This is a genomic window from Enterobacter sp. 940_PEND, from assembly GCF_001059415.1.
GTDB classification, from domain to species: Bacteria; Pseudomonadota; Gammaproteobacteria; order Enterobacterales; family Enterobacteriaceae; genus Enterobacter; species Enterobacter cloacae_M.
This window is the reverse complement of sequence record NZ_JUMS01000069.1, coordinates 1-17,385: the sequence shown is the minus strand read 5'-3', so window position 1 is coordinate 17,385 and position 17,385 is coordinate 1. Positions and strand designations below refer to the sequence as shown.

The following is a 17,385-nucleotide window of genomic DNA, read 5'->3' as shown; positions in this document are numbered from 1 at the left end:
TTAGCAGCCTGAGCTTTCTGTTCTACAGCCGGTTTGGTCGCTTTTTTGTGGTGCTTTTTAGCAGCCTGAGCTTTCTGCTCTACAGCCGGTTTAGCGGCTTTATGATGTTTCTTGTGATGGACAGTTTTTGCTGGCGCCGCGGTGGTCGTTGCTGCAGGTGCCGCAGCAGCCGGTGCAGCAGTGGTTTCAGCAGCGAACGCAGCAGAAGACAGACCCATAGCAGCGGCAACAACCAGAGCTAATACTTTTTTCATGTTCATACCCTCGAATTTGGTTTTTCATTTAACCCCACTGCGGGGCCGTTGAAATAACTATATCCCTGTAAATTCGGGGTTTCCGTGAGTGATTGGTATCGGCGTGTAACCATATGTACATTGCCGGGGTCCTGCACAGACGGCTCCCTCTCCCATGAGGGGGTACGGGCTGGGGTGAGGGGGAACATACGGTTCTTTTACTGGAGCTCCCTCACCCAGGCTAAACAGATTACAAATAGCGCGAGGTCAGATGTTCGCGGAAGTAACGGATATTCAGATCTTCGCCCGTCGCCTGGGTGATTAATTGCGACGTGCTGAAGCGGCTGCCGTGCTGCCAGATGTTCTGACGCAGCCATTCAAAGAGTGCGGAAAAATCGCCTTCGGCGATGGAGGCCTGCAGACCCGGCAGTGCGGTTCTGGCGGCATGGAACAGCTGCGCTGCGTACATAGCGCCAAGCGTGTATGACGGGAAGTAACCAAAACCGCCGTCGGTCCAGTGGATATCCTGCATACAGCCGTTGCGGTAGTTGTCTTTGGTGGATAATCCGAGCCAGGCCTGCATTTTCTCATCCCACAGGGCGGGAATATCGTCCACCTCTATCTCGCCGTTGATCAGCGCGCGCTCAATCTCATAGCGCAGCACCACGTGTGCCGGGTAGCTCACTTCGTCCGCATCGACGCGGATATAGCCAGGTTTCACGCGTTGGTTCCAGGCAATAAAGTTCTCTTCGCTAAACGCCGCCTGGCTGCCAAAGCGGGCGTGTACCGCAGGGAGGAGATGCCTGAGGAAAGCTTCACTGCGCCCCAGCTGCATTTCAAAGAACAGGCTCTGTGACTCATGGATCGCGGTTGAGCGCGCCAGGGCAATCGGCTGTCCTGCCCACGCGCGCGGCAGGTTTTGTTCGTAGCGGGCGTGTCCGGTTTCGTGGATCACGCCAAACAGCGCGCTGAGCAGCTCATCTTCGTCATAGCGCGTGGTGATGCGCACGTCTTCCGGGACGCCGCCGCAGAACGGGTGCGCGCTCACGTCCAGGCGACCGCCGTTAAAATCGAAGCCAAGCATCTTCATGGCTTCCAGGCCCAGCTCACGCTGTGTGGCCGTCGGGAAGGGGCCCTGCGGGGGAATAAACGACCGTTGAGCCTGTTTTTCCACCACGTTTGCCAGCAGGTCCGGTAGCCAGGACTTCATATCGCCGAAAAGAACGTCCAGACGCGCGCTGGTCATGTCGGGCTCAAAAATATCCAGCAGCGCGTCGTACGGCGTACAGCCTTTGGCTTCAGACCGCAGGCGAGCCTCTTCGCGGCTGAGTTTTACCACCTCTTTCAGGTTGGCGGAAAAACCCTGCCAGTCGTTGGCGGGACGCTGAGTACGCCAGGCGTGTTCACACTTGCTGCCCGCCAGGGATTTGGCTTCCACCAGCGATTCCGGCAGCAGAGTGGCCTGCTGGTAGTGGCGCGTCATTTCGCGCAGGTTGGCCTGTTCGACATCATTCAGATCTTCACCTGCCGCCGCCGCTAACAGGTCGCCGACTTTTTTATCGGTCAGGATCTGGTGTTGCAGGACGCTCATCTCCGCCAGCGCCTCGCCGCGCGCGGCGCTGCCGCCCGGCGGCATCATGGTGAACATGTCCCAGCTGGCGATGGAGGAGAGGTGAGAGAAGCGGGAGAGACGCTGGAAGGTGCGGGTGAGTTGTTGGTAGTTATTGTTTTTCATGAAGTCCTCGTGTCTGAATCAGCCGATGACAAAAATTAGCATCGGCTTGATTTAAACACGAAGGCGCTGGAATGTTAATGCAGACGTTTATGCAAACTGGTGCCCACCAGCAGCGCCGCGCACAGCATCAGTGCGATAAACCCGCCCACGCCGTTCCAGCCGTAGTAATGCCAGAACACGCCGCCGAGGGTCCCGGCGATGCTGGAACCCAGGTAATAGCTAAACAGATACAGCGATGATGCCTGTCCTTTGGCGCGACGCGCGCGCGGGCCAATCCAGCTGCTGGCGACCGAGTGGGCGGCGAAGAACCCGGCGGAGAAGAGCAGCATTCCGGCAAAGATGAACCACAGCGAAGATAATAGCGTCAGCAGCAGGCCGAGTAACATCACGCCCGTGAATACCAGCAGTACCGGCCCGCGGCCATAGCGTGCGGTCATCGCCCCGGCTTTCGGCGAGCTCCACGTGCCGGTGAGATAGGCCACAGAAAGCAAACCGACAACGGCCTGATTCAGATGCCACGGCGAGAGCATCAGGCGGTAGCCAATATAGTTAAACAGCGTGACGAAGGCGCCCATCAGCAGGAACCCCATCAGAAACAGGCGCGGCAAACCTTTGTCGCGCCAGTGCAGGCGGAAGTTGATAAACAGCGTTTTCGGGCGCAGCGATGTCGGCCGGAAATGACGCGATTCCGGCAGAATTTTCCAGAACATCAGGGCCGATGCCAGCGCAAAACATCCGATTACCGCCAGCGCAATACGCCAGTTAAAGAAGTCCGTAAACACCCCGCTCAGCAGGCGGCCGCTCATTCCGCCAATCGAGTTCCCGCTGATATAAAGCCCCATAGAGAAAGCAACAAAGCTCGGGTGGATCTCCTCGCTGAGGTAGGTCATCCCGACCGCCGCCACGCCGCTGAGCGAGAGCCCAATCAGCGCGCGCATTACCAGAATGCCGTGCCAACTGGTCATCATGGTCGAGAGTAACGTACAGACCGACGCCAGCATCAGCGCGGTCACCATCACCGGTTTACGGCCAATGGCGTCGGACAGCGGCCCGGTAAAGAGCAGCCCAATCGCCAGCATGCCGGTAGAAATAGAGAGTGAAACGCTGCTGCTGGCAGGCGATACGCCAAACTCATGAGAGAGAACGGGCAGGATCGGCTGAACGCAATAGAGCAGGGCGAAAGTGGCCAGACCGGCGGAAAAGAGCGCCAGCGTGACGCGCATAAATTGGGGGGTACCACGTTTAATGAACTGGACCGGCTGCGGTGCTGCGGGTAAATCATTGATATCTCTTGCCGGATCGATATCAATAGTCGTTGTACGGCTCACACTGTTTCCTTGCTTAAACATCCCCGTGATTTCTGGTGACGGGTATGACCACATGTTCAGGGTAGGAAAATGTAAATATTCTGTCTAATATATTAATAATCTCAAATGATACTTTAAAAATATGAATATCGAGCTGCGTCATCTACGCTACTTTGTCGCCGTCGCCGAGGAGCTGCATTTTGGCCGCGCGGCGGCACGGCTGAATATCTCTCAGCCACCGTTAAGCCAGCAGATTCAGATCCTGGAACAGCAGGTCGGGGCGCGCCTTCTGGCCCGCACCAACCGCAGCGTGAGCCTGACGGCGGCGGGTAAGCAGTTCCTGATCGACAGCCGACAAATTCTGAGCATGGTCGATGACGCCGCCGCCCGTGCAGAACGGCTCTATCTCGGAGAAGCCGGAGAGCTGCGAATCGGGTTTACCTCGTCCGCGCCGTTCATCAGCGCCGTCTCGGAGACCCTTTCGTCATTCCGTCGCCACTTTCCGGATGTTCATATTCAGACGCGCGAAATCAATACCCGCGAGCAGATTGCGCCGCTGAATGAGGGTTCGCTGGATCTGGGGCTGATGCGTAACACCCAGCTGCCGGACTCGCTGGCGTGGGAGGTGATCCTGCGCGAGCCGCTGATGGCCATGATCCCGCACGATCACCCGCTGGCGTCGCGTCCGGCGGTCTCGCTGGCAGAGCTGGCAAAAGAGCCGTTTGTCTTTTTTGACCCGCAGGTCGGGACGGGCCTGTATGACGATATCCTGGGGCTGATGCGCCGCTACGATCTTGCCCCGGTCATCACCCAGGAGGTAGGGGAAGCGATGACCATTATCGGCCTGGTCGCGGCCGGTCTGGGCGTGTCTATTCTTCCGGCCTCCTTTAAGCGGGTGCAGCTGCGCGAAATGCGCTGGGTGACCATTGCCGAAGAGGATGCCGTTTCCGAAATGTGGCTGGTGTGGTCAAAACATCGTGAACAGAGCCATGCCGCACAGCGCTTCAAACAGCAGCTAATGAGCGCCTCTGCCGGGCGGCATTTTCACGGAAAAGAGGGTAAAAATGTGCGGTAAATCACATGGCTAAGTAAATATTTGACGACGGCCATCGAAGTGCTTCACCATAGCAAACAGTTTATTTCGAAGCTCGAAAATAAGGGAGTACGAGGTGGTTGCTGATAGTCAGCCAGGGCATATCGATCAGATTAAGCAGACCAACGCTGGCGCGGTGTATCGCCTGATTGATCAGCTTGGTCCGGTTTCGCGTATCGATCTTTCGCGCCTGGCACAACTGGCACCTGCCAGTATCACCAAGATTGTCCGCGAGATGCTGGAAGCGCACCTGGTTCAGGAGACGGAAATTCAGGAGCCGGGCAGCCGTGGCCGTCCGGCAGTCGGGCTGGTGGTTGAAACGGAAGCCTGGCACTACCTGTCACTGCGCATCAGCCGGGGGGAGATCTTCCTTGCGCTGCGCGACCTGAGCAGCAAGCTGGTGGTGGAAGACCGGCTTGAACTGCCGCTCAACGCGGAGGAACCGCTCCTCGACGCGATTGTCTCGCATATCGATCACTTCTTTATCCGCCATCAGCAGCGGCTTGAACGCTTAACGGCGATTGCCATCACCATGCCGGGAATTATTGATACCGAAAATGGTATTGTTCACCGCATGCCGTTTTACGACGATGTTAAAGAGATGCCGCTGGGTGAGGTGCTGAAAAATCATACCGGCGTGCCGGTCTATATTCAGCATGACATCAGCGCCTGGACGATGGCGGAGGCGCTGTTTGGCGCGTCGCGCGGCGCGCGGGATGTGATTCAGGTGGTCATCGACCATAACGTTGGGGCGGGCGTGATTACCGACGGACGTCTTCTCCACGCCGGGAGCAGTAGCCTGGTGGAAATTGGCCACACCCAGGTCGATCCGTACGGCAAGCGCTGCTACTGCGGGAACCACGGCTGTCTGGAGACCATTGCCAGCGTGGAAAGCGTGCTTGAGCTGGCGCAGGTCAGGCTCAGCCAGTCCATGAGCTCCTCGCTGCACGGACAACCCTTAACGGTGGATTCCCTCTGCGCCGCCGCGCGCCAGGGCGATCTGCTGGCGAAGGACATTATTACCGGCGTGGGTAATAACGTTGGCCGCATTCTGGCCATTATGGTGAACCTCTTCAATCCACAAAAAATCCTGATTGGCTCACCGCTGAGCCAGGCGGCGGAGATCCTCTTCCCGGCAATCTCGGCCTGTATCCATCAGCAGTCGCTTCCCGCCTACAGCAAAAATATTGCGGTAGAAAGCACACAGTTTTCCAACCAGGGAACCATGGCCGGCGCGGCGCTGGTCAAAGATGCCATGTATAACGGCTCGCTGTTGATCCGCCTGTTGCAGGGTTAACTCTTTTCCGCTGATGTAAGAAAAATTGCGCTATCTCAAGCCGGGTAGCGCATGCATCCCGTAGACTTCCTCCACTGAATTATTTACCTGGTTTATATTTTCGAAGCATACCCAAGAGGTGGAGTGAGTCATGCTTAAGCGTTTCTTTGTTACTGGTACAGATACCTCTGTCGGCAAGACCGTCGTATCCCGCGCATTGCTGCAGGCGCTGGCAGCAAGCGGTAAACGCGTGGCAGGGTACAAACCGGTCGCAAAAGGCAGTAAAGAGACGCCAGAGGGATTGCGTAATAAAGACGCCCTGGTGCTACAAAGCGTCTCGTCGCTGGAACTGCCTTATCACGCGGTCAATCCCATTGCGTTAAGCGAAGAGGAGAGCAGCGTAGCGCACAGCGGCCTGATTAATTATCCCCTGTTGTCCGACGGACTGGCGAACCTGAGCGAGAAGGTTGATCACGTGGTGGTGGAAGGGACGGGCGGCTGGCGCAGCCTGATGAACGACCTGCGCCCGCTTTCTGAATGGGTCGTGCAGGAGCAGCTTCCGGTGGTGATGGTGGTGGGTATCCAGGAAGGGTGCATCAACCACGCGCTGCTGACGGCCCAGGCGATTGCCAATGACGGCCTGCCGCTGATTGGCTGGGTGGCAAATCGCATCAACCCGGGCCTGGCGCACTACGCGGAGATTATCGACGTGCTGAGCAAAAAACTGCCCGGACCGCTGGTGGGTGAACTGCCTTATCTGCCGCGCGCCGAGCAGCGCGAGCTAGCGCAGTACATCGATCTCTCTGCCCTCGGTGGCGTGTTGACCGTAGACCGAGTCGTGGCGTAACGTCCGCGACAGCACGGACGCGACCACGCAGGCGACCAGCAGGCCGGGCAGTAAAAGATATTGCCCGGTCATTTCACAGACCATCAGCGCCGACATAATGGGCGCATGCGTGGTCGCGGCAAGTAGCGTTGCCATCCCCGCCAGCCCCAGCAGAATCGCCGTCTCAGAACCCGGTAGCCACAGCGCGAACAGCTGCGCAAACAGCATCCCTGTTGCCATCCCGACAAACAGCGTAGGTGTAAACACCCCTCCGGGCGCGCCCGATCCGCTGCTCGCCAGCACTGCCAGCAGCTTACAGATGAACACCCCGGCAATGACCGTCAGCAGCGGCGGAGCGAGCAGAAAAGCCTGAACCACGCTGTAGCCATTCCCCCACACCTTCGGCGTGAGGAGAGACAGCAGCCCGACGATCGCACCGCCCAGCGCCAGCTGCCACGGCGGCGAAAGCTTGAGGCGCAGGAAAAGCCCGTGGCTGAAGTCCATCAGCCACATCAGCAGCGGTCCGCAGAGGCCCGCCAGCAGGCCCATCGCGACGAGAAGAGCATAATCGGCCGCGGTGAGGATGCCGCTCAGATGGACCGCGTAGAGCGTACCCGTGCCCGGAGCCAGGAGCTGCGTCGTAAGCAGCGCCACCACCGCCGCAATCACCACGGGGCCGAGCGAGGCCAGCATCAGCGTGCCAAACAGAATTTCCGCGATGAACAGGCTTCCGGCAAGAGGGGCGTGATAGGCGCTGGCCATCCCGGCGGCGGCACCGCAGGCAATCCATAATTTCCATTCGGATTTCGGCGTAAAGCGCCGGGCGAAAAGGGAGGCGGCGAGGGCGGCAAGCAGGATCATCGCCCCTTCACGCCCGATGGCGCTTCCGCTGGCAACGACCAGCAGCGAGGCAAGGGATTTCACAAGGCTGGCGCCGTAGTCAAACTGGCCGTCTCCGGTCTCCAGCGCCTCCATGTAATCGGTAGGGGCATGAGGCCGCTGCGCGGTCAGACGCTGCCATCCCCATAGCAGCAGTCCGGCGGCCAGCCCGCCCAGCGCTGGCGTCAATGCGCGCCGCCAGGGCGAGAGCGACGCGGCGGCATTCACCAGGCTGCCGCTGTCGTTGCTGAGAAGCAGCCACTCCAGCAGGTACATGCTGTGGCGGAATACCGCAACGGCCAGCGCGGCCAGCCCGCCGGTTACGGTGGCAATCAGCAGTCGGCGAAACATCGCGCGGATGTCGGGGTAGGTATGAAGACGTTGCATGGGGTGCGTTTTAACGGGGACGATACGATATTGTGGCGGGAAATCGCAGGGTTAGCAAAAGGTCTGCGTGCGAAAAGGCCGGGCGATGCCCGGCCAGAAAGGTTAGCTGTCGCTATGAATATTCAGCGCCCGGCGCGTGCGTCCGGAGCTCAGGTACTCGGCAATATAGTCCTGCGAAATCTCGCCGTTGTAACGACCGTCCTCATCCACGATCGGCATCCAGCTGGTATTACTCTCATACAGACGTGAAAGCACCACGCGCAGGTTGTCTTCCGCTTTGCCGGTCATGCGGAACGGATGCAGGATGTCGGCGCAGGTACCGCTCGCGTTACGCGCTTCGCGACGCTTCACAAAACCCAGCGGTTTGCCGTGCTCGTCGACCACCGTCACGGCACGAATGTCGTTATCATCCATGGTCGCAAAGGCTTCGGGAAGCGGAGTAGAGCCCCGCACCGTAATGGTCGGCTGCTGGTCGGTGACGTCGCCCGCCGATACCAGCAGCAGACGCTTCAGCGTCCGGTCCTGGCCGACAAACGAGCCGACAAACTCATTCGCCGGTTTCGCCAGCAGTTCATCCGGGCTGGCGCACTGCACGATTTTCCCCTGACGGAACACCGCAATACGGTCGCCGAGCTTCAGGGCTTCGTCGATATCGTGGCTCACCAGCATGACGGTTTTTTTCAGCTTGCGCTGCATCTCCAGGAACTGGTTCTGGATCACCTCGCGGTTGATCGGGTCCACCGCGCCGAAGGGTTCATCCATCAGCAGCACCGGAGGATCAGCAGCCAGGGCGCGGATCACGCCGATACGCTGCTGCTGGCCGCCCGACATCTCGCGCGGGTAGCGGTTGAGAAACTTATGCGGGTCCATCGCCACCATATCCATCAGCTCTTCGGCGCGGGTTTTGCAGCGCGCTTTATCCCAGCCAAGCATGCGCGGCACGACGGTGATGTTCTCTTCGATTGTCATATTCGGAAACAGGCCAATCTGCTGGATCACGTAGCCGATATTGCGGCGCAGGGTGACGGTGTCCATCCCGCTGGTGTCTTCACCGTTGATCAGGATCGTCCCGCTGCTTGGGGTAATGAGGCGGTTAATCATCTTCAGGGTGGTGGTCTTTCCGCAGCCGGACGGGCCGAGCAGGACACACATTTCCCCTTCGGGTACGGTCAGGTTAACGTTGTCGACGGCTTTAAAGGTCTGGCCGCGCTTCTGTGAAAATTGTTTGGTGAGGTTTTCCAGTTTTATCATTATCGAATCCCCTTTGGAGTCAGAACCACCTGCAGACGGTGCAGCAGCCAGTCGAGCACAATCGCTAAAAGACAAATCATCAGCGCGCCCGCAATCAACATGCGAATATCGCTTCCGCCAATGCCGTTGAGCAGCAGCAGGCCCAGTCCGCCCGCGCCGATCACGGCGGCAATCGCCATCACGCCGATATTCATCACCACGGCGGTGCGGATGCCGCCGAAAATCACCGGCAGTGCCATCGGGATCTCAACCCAGCGCAGCCGCTGCCAGAAGGTCATGCCGATACCGCGTCCGGCTTCACGCAGGCCCGGCGGCAGGCTGTCGAGCGCCGTATGGGTGTTACGCACAATCGGCAGCAACGAGTAGAGAAACACCGCCGTAATCGCGGGCAGGGCGCCAATTCCCTGACCGATCAGCGAAAACAGAGGGATCATCAGCCCAAACAGTGCGATGGACGGAATGGTCAGCACGATGGTGGCTATCCCCAGCACCGGCGTCGCCAGCCACCTGTGGCGGACAATCAGAATCCCCAGCGGTACGCCGATGATGATGGCTAAACCTACGGCCAGCGCCACCAGCCACAGATGCTGAAGGGTGAGGGTTAAGAGGTAATCCCAGTTGTCCAGAATGTAGTGAATCGTCTCCATAGCGCCTCCTACAGCAGCTGTTTGCTACGCAGGAAATCGCGGGCGACCTGCTGCGGTGACTGATGGTCGATATCCACCTTCTTGTTCAGCTCGGTGATAACGTCGTTGTTGAGCTGCGCCGAGAGGGTGTTGAGCGCCTCTTCCAGCCCGGGGTTGGCCTCCAGCGTGTCCTTACGCACCACCGGCGTCACCGCGTAGCTCGGGAAGAAGCCTTTATCATCTTCCAGCACCTTGAGGTCGAAGCCTTTCACGCGCCCGTCGGTGGTGTAAATCAGACCGGCGTCAACGAAGCCGTCGCGCACCGCGTTATAGACCAGACCGGGGTCCATCTGACGGATTTGCGGGCGGTCCAGATCCATCCTGTAGGCCGCCTGAAGCGGCTTCATGCCGTCGCTGCGTCCGGCAAATTCCAGGTCCAGGCCAAGTAGCCAGTTTTTGTCCGGGTTGGTTTTACGGATCTGCTCAATCTTCGCCACCATCTCCGACATGGTGTTGATGTGTTCCGCCTCGGCGCGCTTGCGCTGCATGGCGAAAGCGTAGGTGTTGTTCATGTCGGCGGGCTTGAGCCAGACCAGACCGTGCTTTGCGTCCAGGCGTTTCACCGTCTCGTAAGACTCCTGCGGCGACATGCGCTTGTTGATATGGTTAAAGATGATCAAGGACGTGCCGGTGTACTCCCAGGTCATGTCAATCTGCTTGTTGATCATCGCGTTGCGGGAAATCACCGTGGCGATATTGGTTTGCGGCTGGACCTGGAAACCTTTTTTCTGCAGGTACTGCACGGTCATCGCCGAGAGAATGTGCTGCTCGGTAAAGCTCTTGGTCGCCAGAATCAGCGGGGCCGCCATCGCCTGGCCGGTGAACAGCACCGCGGCACACAGCGCCGTCAGGCCGGAAAACAGTCTCATAAAAGCTCCTTGTTATTGTTATCGAGCGAGATGGGGACTCATCGCGCGACCCAGCGCCGCCAGCAGGGTATCGAGGATCAGGGCGAACAGGGCGGTGGCCGCCGCGCCGAGGATCAGGGTCGGGAAATCGTTCAGGTAAATGCCGGGGAAAATCAGTTCGCCGTAGCTGCTGGCACCGATCAGGAACGCCAGCGGTGCGGTACCGACGTTTATGGCGGTGGCGATGCGGATCCCCGAGAGCATCACCGGCCAGGCGGCAGGCAGCTCTACCTGGCGCAGACGCTGCCATTTAGTCATCCCAATCCCGTTTGCCGCTTCCAGCAGCGACGGCGGGACCGAGCACAGCCCGGCGTAGGTGTTACGCACGATCGGCAGCAGCGAGGCGAGGAACAGGGCGATGATAGCGGGCGTATCGCCAATGCCAATCACCACCATCGCCAGCGCCAGAACGGCCAGCGGCGGCAGCGTGTTGCCGACGTTAAAGATTTGCATCACATATTCGGCGATACCCCGCGCGGCCGGGCGGCTCAGCAGAATACCGGCTGGAATACCCACCAGCAGGGCAAAAAACATCGATGAGAAAACCAGAATCATGTGCTGTTGCCCGAGATAAACCAGGTCAACCTGGCGCGCCTTAATCGTCTCCATCCCGATACCCCAGACGAGGAGGGCGAGGACCACGATAATGGCGCCGACAAACAGCAGCGAACGTTTGAGTAATGGGTGCATTGCGGTGTGTCTCCCTGTGCGCATGCGTTATAGCAACCATCGGTTGCCTGTTGTTATGCCATGTTTCGGCAGGGGTAATTGACCTATAGCAAGCGTTTGGGAAGGGTTCCAGCGAAGGGGGAAAATCAGTAACCCTATGAAACTAGTGGCAACATCAGTTCAGGCCTTATGGCGTAAGGGCTGATTGAGGGTCAGGCAGAATAGTCCTAAAGAGAATCTTTAGATGTGACGGTGTCACATCTAAAAGGCTCATACGCCGAATATCGGACATTCACTTCAGAGAGAGGCACGAACCCGTCGAACCCGCGTCGAGACGGTGATAATTGAAACGATAGCGACCACGGCGAGCATCAACCCGAGCGCCAGCATGGCGTTAAACCCGATCCACCTGAACAGCAGCAGCCCCGCGATACCGCCCGTAATAAACGAGAAAAGGGTGGTTAAGTGGGTTTTCAGCTGGCTTTTTTGCGCCGCCGTATCTTTGGAGTAATCCCTGCGCAGCATCGCCACAAGTACCGAGGCCAGGGAGATCCCCGCGTCCGTCAGCGTGCCGGTAATGTGCGTCGATCTCACCCGTCCGCCGGAAAGCTGCGTGGAGGTAGAATTATGAATGCCCATCAGAAAGCAGAGAAAAAGAATTATCTCGCGGTTGCTGGTGAGGGCATGAAAATACATTTCGTAGAAAGAGACGCCGGTCAGTAATATCCCCTCGACAAACAGGATCTGGCAAAAAACCAGCCTGACGTTATGGATAATCCCCCATATCACGATCGCGCGCGCAATAATGGCGCCTGCGACAAAAGAGAGAATAATCGAGCCGAAGAAAATAATATCGCTGAGATCGGTGGAGGAGACTTCGCTGGATAACTGTGAGGTGTTGCCGGTCATGTGTGAGGGGAAAAAACCAAATGCCCCGAGGGCGATGGCGTTTAGTAAACCTGCCGAGGTCGCCAGCCAGAGAGCAAGCCGGCGATCCTCCTTATGCGTTCGTTCTTTCTTGAGTCTAATCAGCAAGAATACCTCCAGGTTGAGCGTTGCCTGACTATTCAGGCTAGCAAAGCAGTGCAACGGGCTGTCCAGGATATGGCTTAATTATTATTCCCTCTGACGACTTTCAGGGTTTCGTAATTAAATAAAATAGCCTTGCTCAACATGGGGGCGTAAATTTTAAATCATGCCGTTATTGCCGTGACGCAAAAACGCCGGGCGCTGGTTGAGTCGCTCGAACCAGGCCTCAATCGCCGGCACGTCAGGTTTATTAAACGGTGTCATCTTCCAGCGATTCACCGACAGCCCAAGCACCACGTCCGCAAGGGTAAACGTTTCGCCTGCCGCAAAGGCACCGGTGCGCTGCAGCTGGTTTTCCAGAATGGTGACACAGTGGTTCCACTCTTTGATTCCCGCCGCAATGCGCTCAGGGTCGTTAAAGTCCGGGTTTTTACGCCCCAGCGCCGGGAAGACATAGCGCCAGGCGTTGTTAAATTCAGTGGCCTGCCAGTCCATCCAGCGCTCAACGTTAGCGCAGGCCTGCGGTTCTGCGGGCAGCAGATCGTGACGTCCGGCCTTGCGCGCCAGATAGCGGCAGATGGAATTGGACTCCCACAGCACGAAATCGCCATCAATCAGCACCGGCACCATGGCGTTGGGGTTCAGGGCGCGGAAGGCGTCCGTTTCCGTCGAGGCGAAACCGCTGCCGTAATCTTCCTGCTGATAGGTTATGCCCGCTTCTTCGCAGGTCCAGAGCACTTTACGAACGTTGATGGAGGTGGTTTTGCCGAGGATGGTGATCATTGCGCAGGTGTCCTTTAATGGATGTTATTGTTTAAAAACAATACACGAACGGTGAAGAAAAGCGTCAAAAAATCATCCGGCGCGTTATTTGTGAAGACGCGAAAGCAGAAACGTTAGCGCTGCCGCAAAGAGGAGCACTATGCCACTCAATGCAAACGTGCTCTGCCAGCTATAACGATCGAACGCTATACCGCCCGCCGTTGAGCCGAGCGCAATGGCGAGCTGGATCACCGCAACCATCAGTCCACCGCCGGCTTCAGCATCCTTCGGCAGCGTTCGCGCAATCCACGTCCACCACCCCGTCGGTGCTGATGTTGCCAGCATCCCCCATAGGCCTGACAGCAGGGCCACAATCCACACGTTATGCCCGGCGAGAATCAACGCGACTGCGATGGCCGCCATCAGTAGAGGGATCGCGATCAGCGTTATGTAAAACGCGGCATTAAGCACCAGGGCAACGAAAAGGGTGCCCACAAAACCCGCAACGCCTATGGTGAGCAAAATCAGCGACAGCCCGGCTCCGCTCACCCGGGTGACGGTTTCAAGGAACGGGCGCAGATAGGTAAACAGCGCAAACTGCCCCATAAAGAACAGGCCGCAGGCCAGCAGACCAACGGAAACGGCAGGCTGGCGGAATAACCGAAAAACACTTCCTCGTGATGTACCGTTTTTACGCGCGTTCATGTCAGGCAGGCTTAAACACTGCCAGATGAACGCGACTATCGCCACGGGCACCAGACAAAGAAATGCGCCGCGCCAGCCAATAATGCCCCCAAGATAGCTGCCAAGCGGGGCGGCCACCACCGTTGCCAGCGCGTTACCGCCGTTGAAAATGGCCAGCGCGCGCGCAACCTTATGCGGCGGAACAAGGCGAATGGCCGTTGCGGCAGACATGGACCAGAACCCGCCTATAGCGATACCGATCAGCGCGCGGCCTGTCATGTAAACCAGATAGTTTGGGGCGAAAGCGATAATCATCCCCGAGAGCGCCATCAGGAGCGTCATGCCCAGAAGAAGGTGTTTGCGGTTTATATTCCCGGCAAGCCGGGAAAGGAAGAGGCTGGTCAGCACCGCCAGCGCGCCGGAAATCGCGATCCCCTGGCCAGCGAGACCCTCCGTAACGCCCAAATCTCTGGCAAGGGGGGTAAGCAGGCTGACGGGCATAAATTCCGAGGCAATCAAGATAAATACGCACAGGGTCATGGCAAAAATACCGCCCCAGTGCGCGCGTTCCTCATTCTGTGAGGTGGTAGGGTTCAGAGTGGACATAGTCATCTTTCACGAAGGGCCGCCCGCTCAACACGGGCGGCGGAGAGATTTATTTCAGGTTGGTTTTGAAGAACTGCTCAAACTGGCCGAAGGGGATCTTCCCGGCAGCATTATCGTAGAGATCGACATGGTTTGCGCCCGGAACAATCACCAGTTCCTTCTGCTTGCTGCCGACCGCTTTAAACGCATCTTCAGCAAAGTAGCGGGAGTGTGCCTTTTCACCGGTTACGATAAGCGTTGGGATAGTAATTTCCCCGGCGTAGCTCAGCAGCGGCATATTCATAAATGATAATGGCGTGGTCGCGGTCCACGCGCCGGTGGAGTTGACGGAGCGCGCATGGAAGCCGCGCGGCATACGGTAGTAGTCAAAGAACTCTTTGAGTACCGGATTCGGGTTGTCAGGTAACGTCTCCGGCAGAATACGTTCAGCTGCCGTCACCTTACCGTTCTCATCGACATAAATGTCATGGCCGCTGTGCGCGAAGGTACCGTTCTCAGCATCTTTCCAGCGCTGTGCGTTCAGATACTGCAGAACGGCACGGCGGTCAGACGTTGAATAGCGATCTTTCCCGTCGCCCACGCCGTGGCCCATCGCCCGGCTCATGTCATACATCACGCTGGTGGCGACCGCCTTCACGCGGGTGTCCATGGATGCTGCGTTGAGCGCCATACCGCCCCAGCCGCAGATGCCGAGAATACCAATGCGGTTACGATCAACCTCTTTCTGCAACCCAAGGAAGTCCACCGCCGCGCTAAAGTCTTCGGTGTTGATATCCGGAGACGCTACGTTGCGCGGCTGGCCACCGCTTTCGCCCGTATAGGACGGATCGAACGCCAGGGTCACAAACCCATTTTCTGCCAGGGTTTGCGCATACAGGCCGCTGGACTGCTCTTTGACCGCGCCAAATGGCCCGCTGACCGCAATCGCCGCCAGCTTGCGGTCGCCGCGGTTTTTGGGAAGATACAGATCGCCTACCAAAGTGATCCCGTATCGGTTCTGGAAGGACACCTTACGGTGATCGACTTTGTCACTTTCGGCGAAGGTTTTATCCCATGTGCTCACCATCGAAACAGGCGCGTTTGGGTTGGTGGTTTCTGCATAACTCATTGTTGTAAATCCACTTAATGATGCACATAGCAGCATCGCAACGGACAGTTTTTGGGTAAATGTTTTCATAGAAATGAACCCTGGGTTGTTGTGTTGCGGTCATTATAGTTAGCAGAAATAGTGCTGATTAGAGGGCGAAAGCTGCTAGGATTCATATCATATTGTTATAAATTGGTGGGGATGATGGCGAAACGGGAAAACTATAATGAGCTGTACCTGTTCATGCAGGTGGTACGGGAGGGGAGCTTCACGGCGGCCGCGCTTCGGCTTGGGCTGGCGCAATCCGGGATCAGCCGCTCGGTTCGCGAGCTGGAAGAGCGATTGGGCGTTCAACTTCTGGTCCGCACCACGCGCAAGCTCTCGCTCACCCATGCCGGGGAACAGCTTTATCAGACCGCCGAGTCTGCATTCGATACGCTCGATACGGGTCTGGCGACCCTGGCACACTATCGTCAGACGCCGTCCGGCACGGTGCGTATTAATGCCAGCCAGCACGCTATCGATAAGTGTCTGCTGCCAAAGCTCGCCATTTTTAAACAGCGTTACCCGGACATCAGGCTGGAACTGATGAATGAAAGCCGCTTCGTCGACATTATCGCCGAGCGGTTCGATGCGGGTGTCAGACTGGGGCCGGAAGTGGGGCAGGGAATGATTGCAGTGCGTATCACGCCTGATATGGAAATGGCCGCGGTGGCTGCCCCGGAACACTTCAGACGCTACGGTTTTCCGCAGACACCAGCCGATTTAGTGGCTCATCCCTGCATTGCTTACCAGTTTGCCGACGGTAGTGACTATCAGTGGGAACTGGTGCAGGACGGGAAAAAAATCACCCATCGGCCAGAGGGGCAATGGGCGCTGTCTGACAGCTACATGGAAGCCGAGGCCGCCCGGCTGGGGCTTGGGCTGGCCTATGTCCCGGTGGAGCTGGTGGCTGACGATCTGGAGCGCGGAACGCTTATCCGGGTGTTGCAGCGCTATAGCCTGCGCATGGACGGGTTGTATCTCTATTATCCGCACCGCAACGTGTCGCCTGCCCTGAGGGCTGTGATCGATACGCTGAAAATTTAGGGCGGCATAACATCACGAGAGCGGACATTCAAATTGCCCGCCGATGAGCTAAGCCTAAAAATAAATCAGGACCGCTGTGTTGAGGCAAGTTTTGCAGCAATCATTTCAGATGTGGGCTGTATTCCCCCAAGACTCCACTGTTCCGGTTCATGCTCGTCAATACGGATCCATACTGAACGCCGGAATTCAGGGTCGCCGTTTCCCTCAATTTCAACAATAAGGTCAGTCATACGACGTAGCAGTTCTTTTTTTTGCTCCGAATTCATAATTCCTTTAATGGTTTGCACATTTACGAAGGGCATTGTATTCTCCTTAAATAACTGAGTCTTTAAATCATACTCAGGTTACGAGGCAAACGAAGAGATGTCAAAAAATAAATCATTACCGTACTTATTACCTGAGCTTTGTGGGTTAGCGGCGGCCGCTGAGCTTCTTGGCGATCAATGGGTTTTGTTGATTCTGAGAGAGGCGTTTTATGGGGTAACACGCTTTGAAACGATACGGGATCATACAAAAATCACCAGGCAGACGCTGGCGAACCGGTTAAAAAAAATGACTGAACTCGGCCTGCTTTGCAAAATCCCTTATCAGGAAGAAGGGGCGCGTGAACGGTATGAGTATGTTCTCACCGCCAAAAGCCGCAGCCTTGCGCCGATTCTTTTCTCTTTGATGGAGTGGGGTCATAAAAACATACTGCACGACGCACCGCATATTGCGTTAACAGACAAAGAAAGTGGAGAAGTGGTTAATAGCGCCTATGTTACCGCCGACGGTAAGTTCGTTGACCCTAAAAACGTTCGGTTAACGTTTCACGACAGCCAATACTTAGCCGCCATGCCCCAGGCGCCTGACCATACTGACGCTTAAAGCTGCGGTTG

Annotated in this window: 18 protein-coding genes; 5 read left to right on the top strand and 13 right to left on the bottom strand. The window is 57.3% G+C overall.

Annotated elements, in window-relative coordinates; all coding sequences use genetic code 11:
- The 3 genes from asr to ADJ24_RS10640 form a co-directional block, all read right to left on the bottom strand.
- Positions 1-254: acid resistance repetitive basic protein Asr (asr, locus tag ADJ24_RS10650; RefSeq protein ID WP_048702431.1), on the bottom strand; the 254-nt coding region annotated here is incomplete at its 3' end.
- A gap of 229 nt (positions 255-483) precedes the next feature.
- A complete protein-coding gene (locus ADJ24_RS10645) occupies positions 484-1,968 on the bottom strand; it encodes a carboxypeptidase M32 (protein ID WP_023311507.1) in 1,485 nt (494 codons plus the stop codon).
- 74 nt (positions 1,969-2,042) lie between these two features.
- Positions 2,043-3,296, bottom strand: coding sequence for an MFS transporter (locus tag ADJ24_RS10640; protein WP_023311508.1), 1,254 nt, complete (start codon positions 3,294-3,296; stop codon positions 2,043-2,045).
- Between the two features lie 121 nt (positions 3,297-3,417).
- Here ADJ24_RS10640 and ADJ24_RS10635 point away from each other — a divergent pair, with 121 nt between their 5' ends.
- From ADJ24_RS10635 to bioD, 3 genes are all read left to right on the top strand, one after another.
- On the top strand, positions 3,418-4,350 hold the full coding sequence (locus ADJ24_RS10635; RefSeq protein WP_023311509.1) for a LysR family transcriptional regulator: 933 nt from the start codon (positions 3,418-3,420) through the stop codon (positions 4,348-4,350).
- Positions 4,351-4,444: 94 nt separating this feature from the next.
- Positions 4,445-5,665 carry a sugar metabolism global transcriptional regulator Mlc gene (gene mlc / locus ADJ24_RS10630; protein WP_023311510.1) on the top strand — a complete coding sequence of 407 codons (1,221 nt, stop codon included), beginning with the start codon at positions 4,445-4,447 and terminating at the stop codon, positions 5,663-5,665.
- A 130-nt stretch (positions 5,666-5,795) separates the two neighbouring features.
- On the top strand, positions 5,796-6,491 hold the full coding sequence (gene bioD / locus ADJ24_RS10625; RefSeq protein WP_023311511.1) for a dethiobiotin synthase: 696 nt from the start codon (positions 5,796-5,798) through the stop codon (positions 6,489-6,491).
- Here the strand turns inward: bioD and clcB are convergent.
- From clcB to ADJ24_RS10580, 9 genes are all read right to left on the bottom strand, one after another.
- The gene (gene clcB, locus ADJ24_RS10620) at positions 6,426-7,736 is read right to left on the bottom strand and encodes a voltage-gated ClC-type chloride channel ClcB (protein WP_023311512.1); all 1,311 of its coding nucleotides are present in this window, start codon (positions 7,734-7,736) and stop codon (positions 6,426-6,428) included. The genes bioD and clcB overlap by 66 nt on opposite strands.
- 102 nt (positions 7,737-7,838) lie before the next feature.
- Complete coding sequence (gene osmV / locus ADJ24_RS10615; protein ID WP_023311513.1) at positions 7,839-8,987, bottom strand: osmoprotectant ABC transporter ATP-binding protein OsmV; 1,149 nt, start codon at positions 8,985-8,987, stop codon at positions 7,839-7,841.
- Entirely contained in the window at positions 8,987-9,634 is a 648-nt protein-coding gene (gene osmW / locus ADJ24_RS10610) for an osmoprotectant ABC transporter permease OsmW (RefSeq protein WP_023311514.1), read from the bottom strand. Before osmW ends, osmV begins: the two co-directional genes overlap by 1 nt.
- A gap of 8 nt (positions 9,635-9,642) precedes the next feature.
- Positions 9,643-10,542, bottom strand: coding sequence for an osmoprotectant ABC transporter substrate-binding protein OsmX (gene osmX, locus ADJ24_RS10605; protein WP_023311515.1), 900 nt, complete (start codon positions 10,540-10,542; stop codon positions 9,643-9,645).
- Positions 10,543-10,560: 18 nt separating this feature from the next.
- Complete coding sequence (osmY, locus tag ADJ24_RS10600; protein WP_023311516.1) at positions 10,561-11,271, bottom strand: osmoprotectant ABC transporter permease OsmY; 711 nt, start codon at positions 11,269-11,271, stop codon at positions 10,561-10,563.
- A gap of 276 nt (positions 11,272-11,547) precedes the next feature.
- Positions 11,548-12,285: a YoaK family protein gene (locus tag ADJ24_RS10595; protein ID WP_032668247.1), complete on the bottom strand. Its 738-nt coding sequence runs from the start codon at positions 12,283-12,285 to the stop codon at positions 11,548-11,550.
- Between the two features lie 153 nt (positions 12,286-12,438).
- On the bottom strand, positions 12,439-13,062 hold the full coding sequence (locus ADJ24_RS10590; protein WP_023311518.1) for a glutathione S-transferase family protein: 624 nt from the start codon (positions 13,060-13,062) through the stop codon (positions 12,439-12,441).
- An 84-nt stretch (positions 13,063-13,146) separates the two neighbouring features.
- Entirely contained in the window at positions 13,147-14,331 is a 1,185-nt protein-coding gene (locus tag ADJ24_RS10585) for an MFS transporter (protein WP_032668249.1), read from the bottom strand.
- 49 nt (positions 14,332-14,380) lie between these two features.
- A complete protein-coding gene (locus ADJ24_RS10580; protein ID WP_023311520.1) occupies positions 14,381-15,508 on the bottom strand; it encodes an alpha/beta hydrolase in 1,128 nt (375 codons plus the stop codon).
- A 114-nt stretch (positions 15,509-15,622) separates the two neighbouring features.
- Between ADJ24_RS10580 and ADJ24_RS10575 the strand changes: the two genes are divergently transcribed.
- The gene (locus ADJ24_RS10575; RefSeq protein ID WP_023311521.1) at positions 15,623-16,507 is read left to right on the top strand and encodes a LysR family transcriptional regulator; all 885 of its coding nucleotides are present in this window, start codon (positions 15,623-15,625) and stop codon (positions 16,505-16,507) included.
- Positions 16,508-16,572: 65 nt separating this feature from the next.
- On the opposite strand, the gene ADJ24_RS10570 is transcribed toward ADJ24_RS10575, so the two are convergent.
- Positions 16,573-16,809, bottom strand: coding sequence for a tautomerase family protein (locus ADJ24_RS10570; protein WP_023311522.1), 237 nt, complete (start codon positions 16,807-16,809; stop codon positions 16,573-16,575).
- A gap of 61 nt (positions 16,810-16,870) precedes the next feature.
- Here ADJ24_RS10570 and ADJ24_RS10565 point away from each other — a divergent pair, with 61 nt between their 5' ends.
- A complete protein-coding gene (locus ADJ24_RS10565) occupies positions 16,871-17,374 on the top strand; it encodes a winged helix-turn-helix transcriptional regulator (protein WP_023311523.1) in 504 nt (167 codons plus the stop codon).
- The last annotated feature ends 11 nt before the right edge of the window (positions 17,375-17,385 follow it).

Bases quoted from the DNA above. Each gene is read 5' to 3' on its own strand.
- ADJ24_RS10565 (WP_023311523.1), top strand. From the start codon at position 16,871: ATGTCAAAAAATAAATCATTACCGTACTTATTACCTGAGCTTTGTGGG.
- osmX (WP_023311515.1), bottom strand. From the start codon at position 10,542: ATGAGACTGTTTTCCGGCCTGACGGCGCTGTGTGCCGCGGTGCTGTTC.
- osmY (WP_023311516.1), bottom strand. From the start codon at position 11,271: ATGCACCCATTACTCAAACGTTCGCTGCTGTTTGTCGGCGCCATTATC.
- ADJ24_RS10585 (WP_032668249.1), bottom strand. From the start codon at position 14,331: ATGTCCACTCTGAACCCTACCACCTCACAGAATGAGGAACGCGCGCAC.
- ADJ24_RS10590 (WP_023311518.1), bottom strand. From the start codon at position 13,062: ATGATCACCATCCTCGGCAAAACCACCTCCATCAACGTTCGTAAAGTG.
- ADJ24_RS10570 (WP_023311522.1), bottom strand. From the start codon at position 16,809: ATGCCCTTCGTAAATGTGCAAACCATTAAAGGAATTATGAATTCGGAG.
- osmW (WP_023311514.1), bottom strand. From the start codon at position 9,634: ATGGAGACGATTCACTACATTCTGGACAACTGGGATTACCTCTTAACC.
- ADJ24_RS10580 (WP_023311520.1), bottom strand. From the start codon at position 15,508: ATGAAAACATTTACCCAAAAACTGTCCGTTGCGATGCTGCTATGTGCA.
- bioD (WP_023311511.1), top strand. From the start codon at position 5,796: ATGCTTAAGCGTTTCTTTGTTACTGGTACAGATACCTCTGTCGGCAAG.
- ADJ24_RS10635 (WP_023311509.1), top strand. From the start codon at position 3,418: ATGAATATCGAGCTGCGTCATCTACGCTACTTTGTCGCCGTCGCCGAG.
- ADJ24_RS10575 (WP_023311521.1), top strand. From the start codon at position 15,623: ATGGCGAAACGGGAAAACTATAATGAGCTGTACCTGTTCATGCAGGTG.
- osmV (WP_023311513.1), bottom strand. From the start codon at position 8,987: ATGATAAAACTGGAAAACCTCACCAAACAATTTTCACAGAAGCGCGGC.
- ADJ24_RS10645 (WP_023311507.1), bottom strand. From the start codon at position 1,968: ATGAAAAACAATAACTACCAACAACTCACCCGCACCTTCCAGCGTCTC.
- clcB (WP_023311512.1), bottom strand. From the start codon at position 7,736: ATGCAACGTCTTCATACCTACCCCGACATCCGCGCGATGTTTCGCCGA.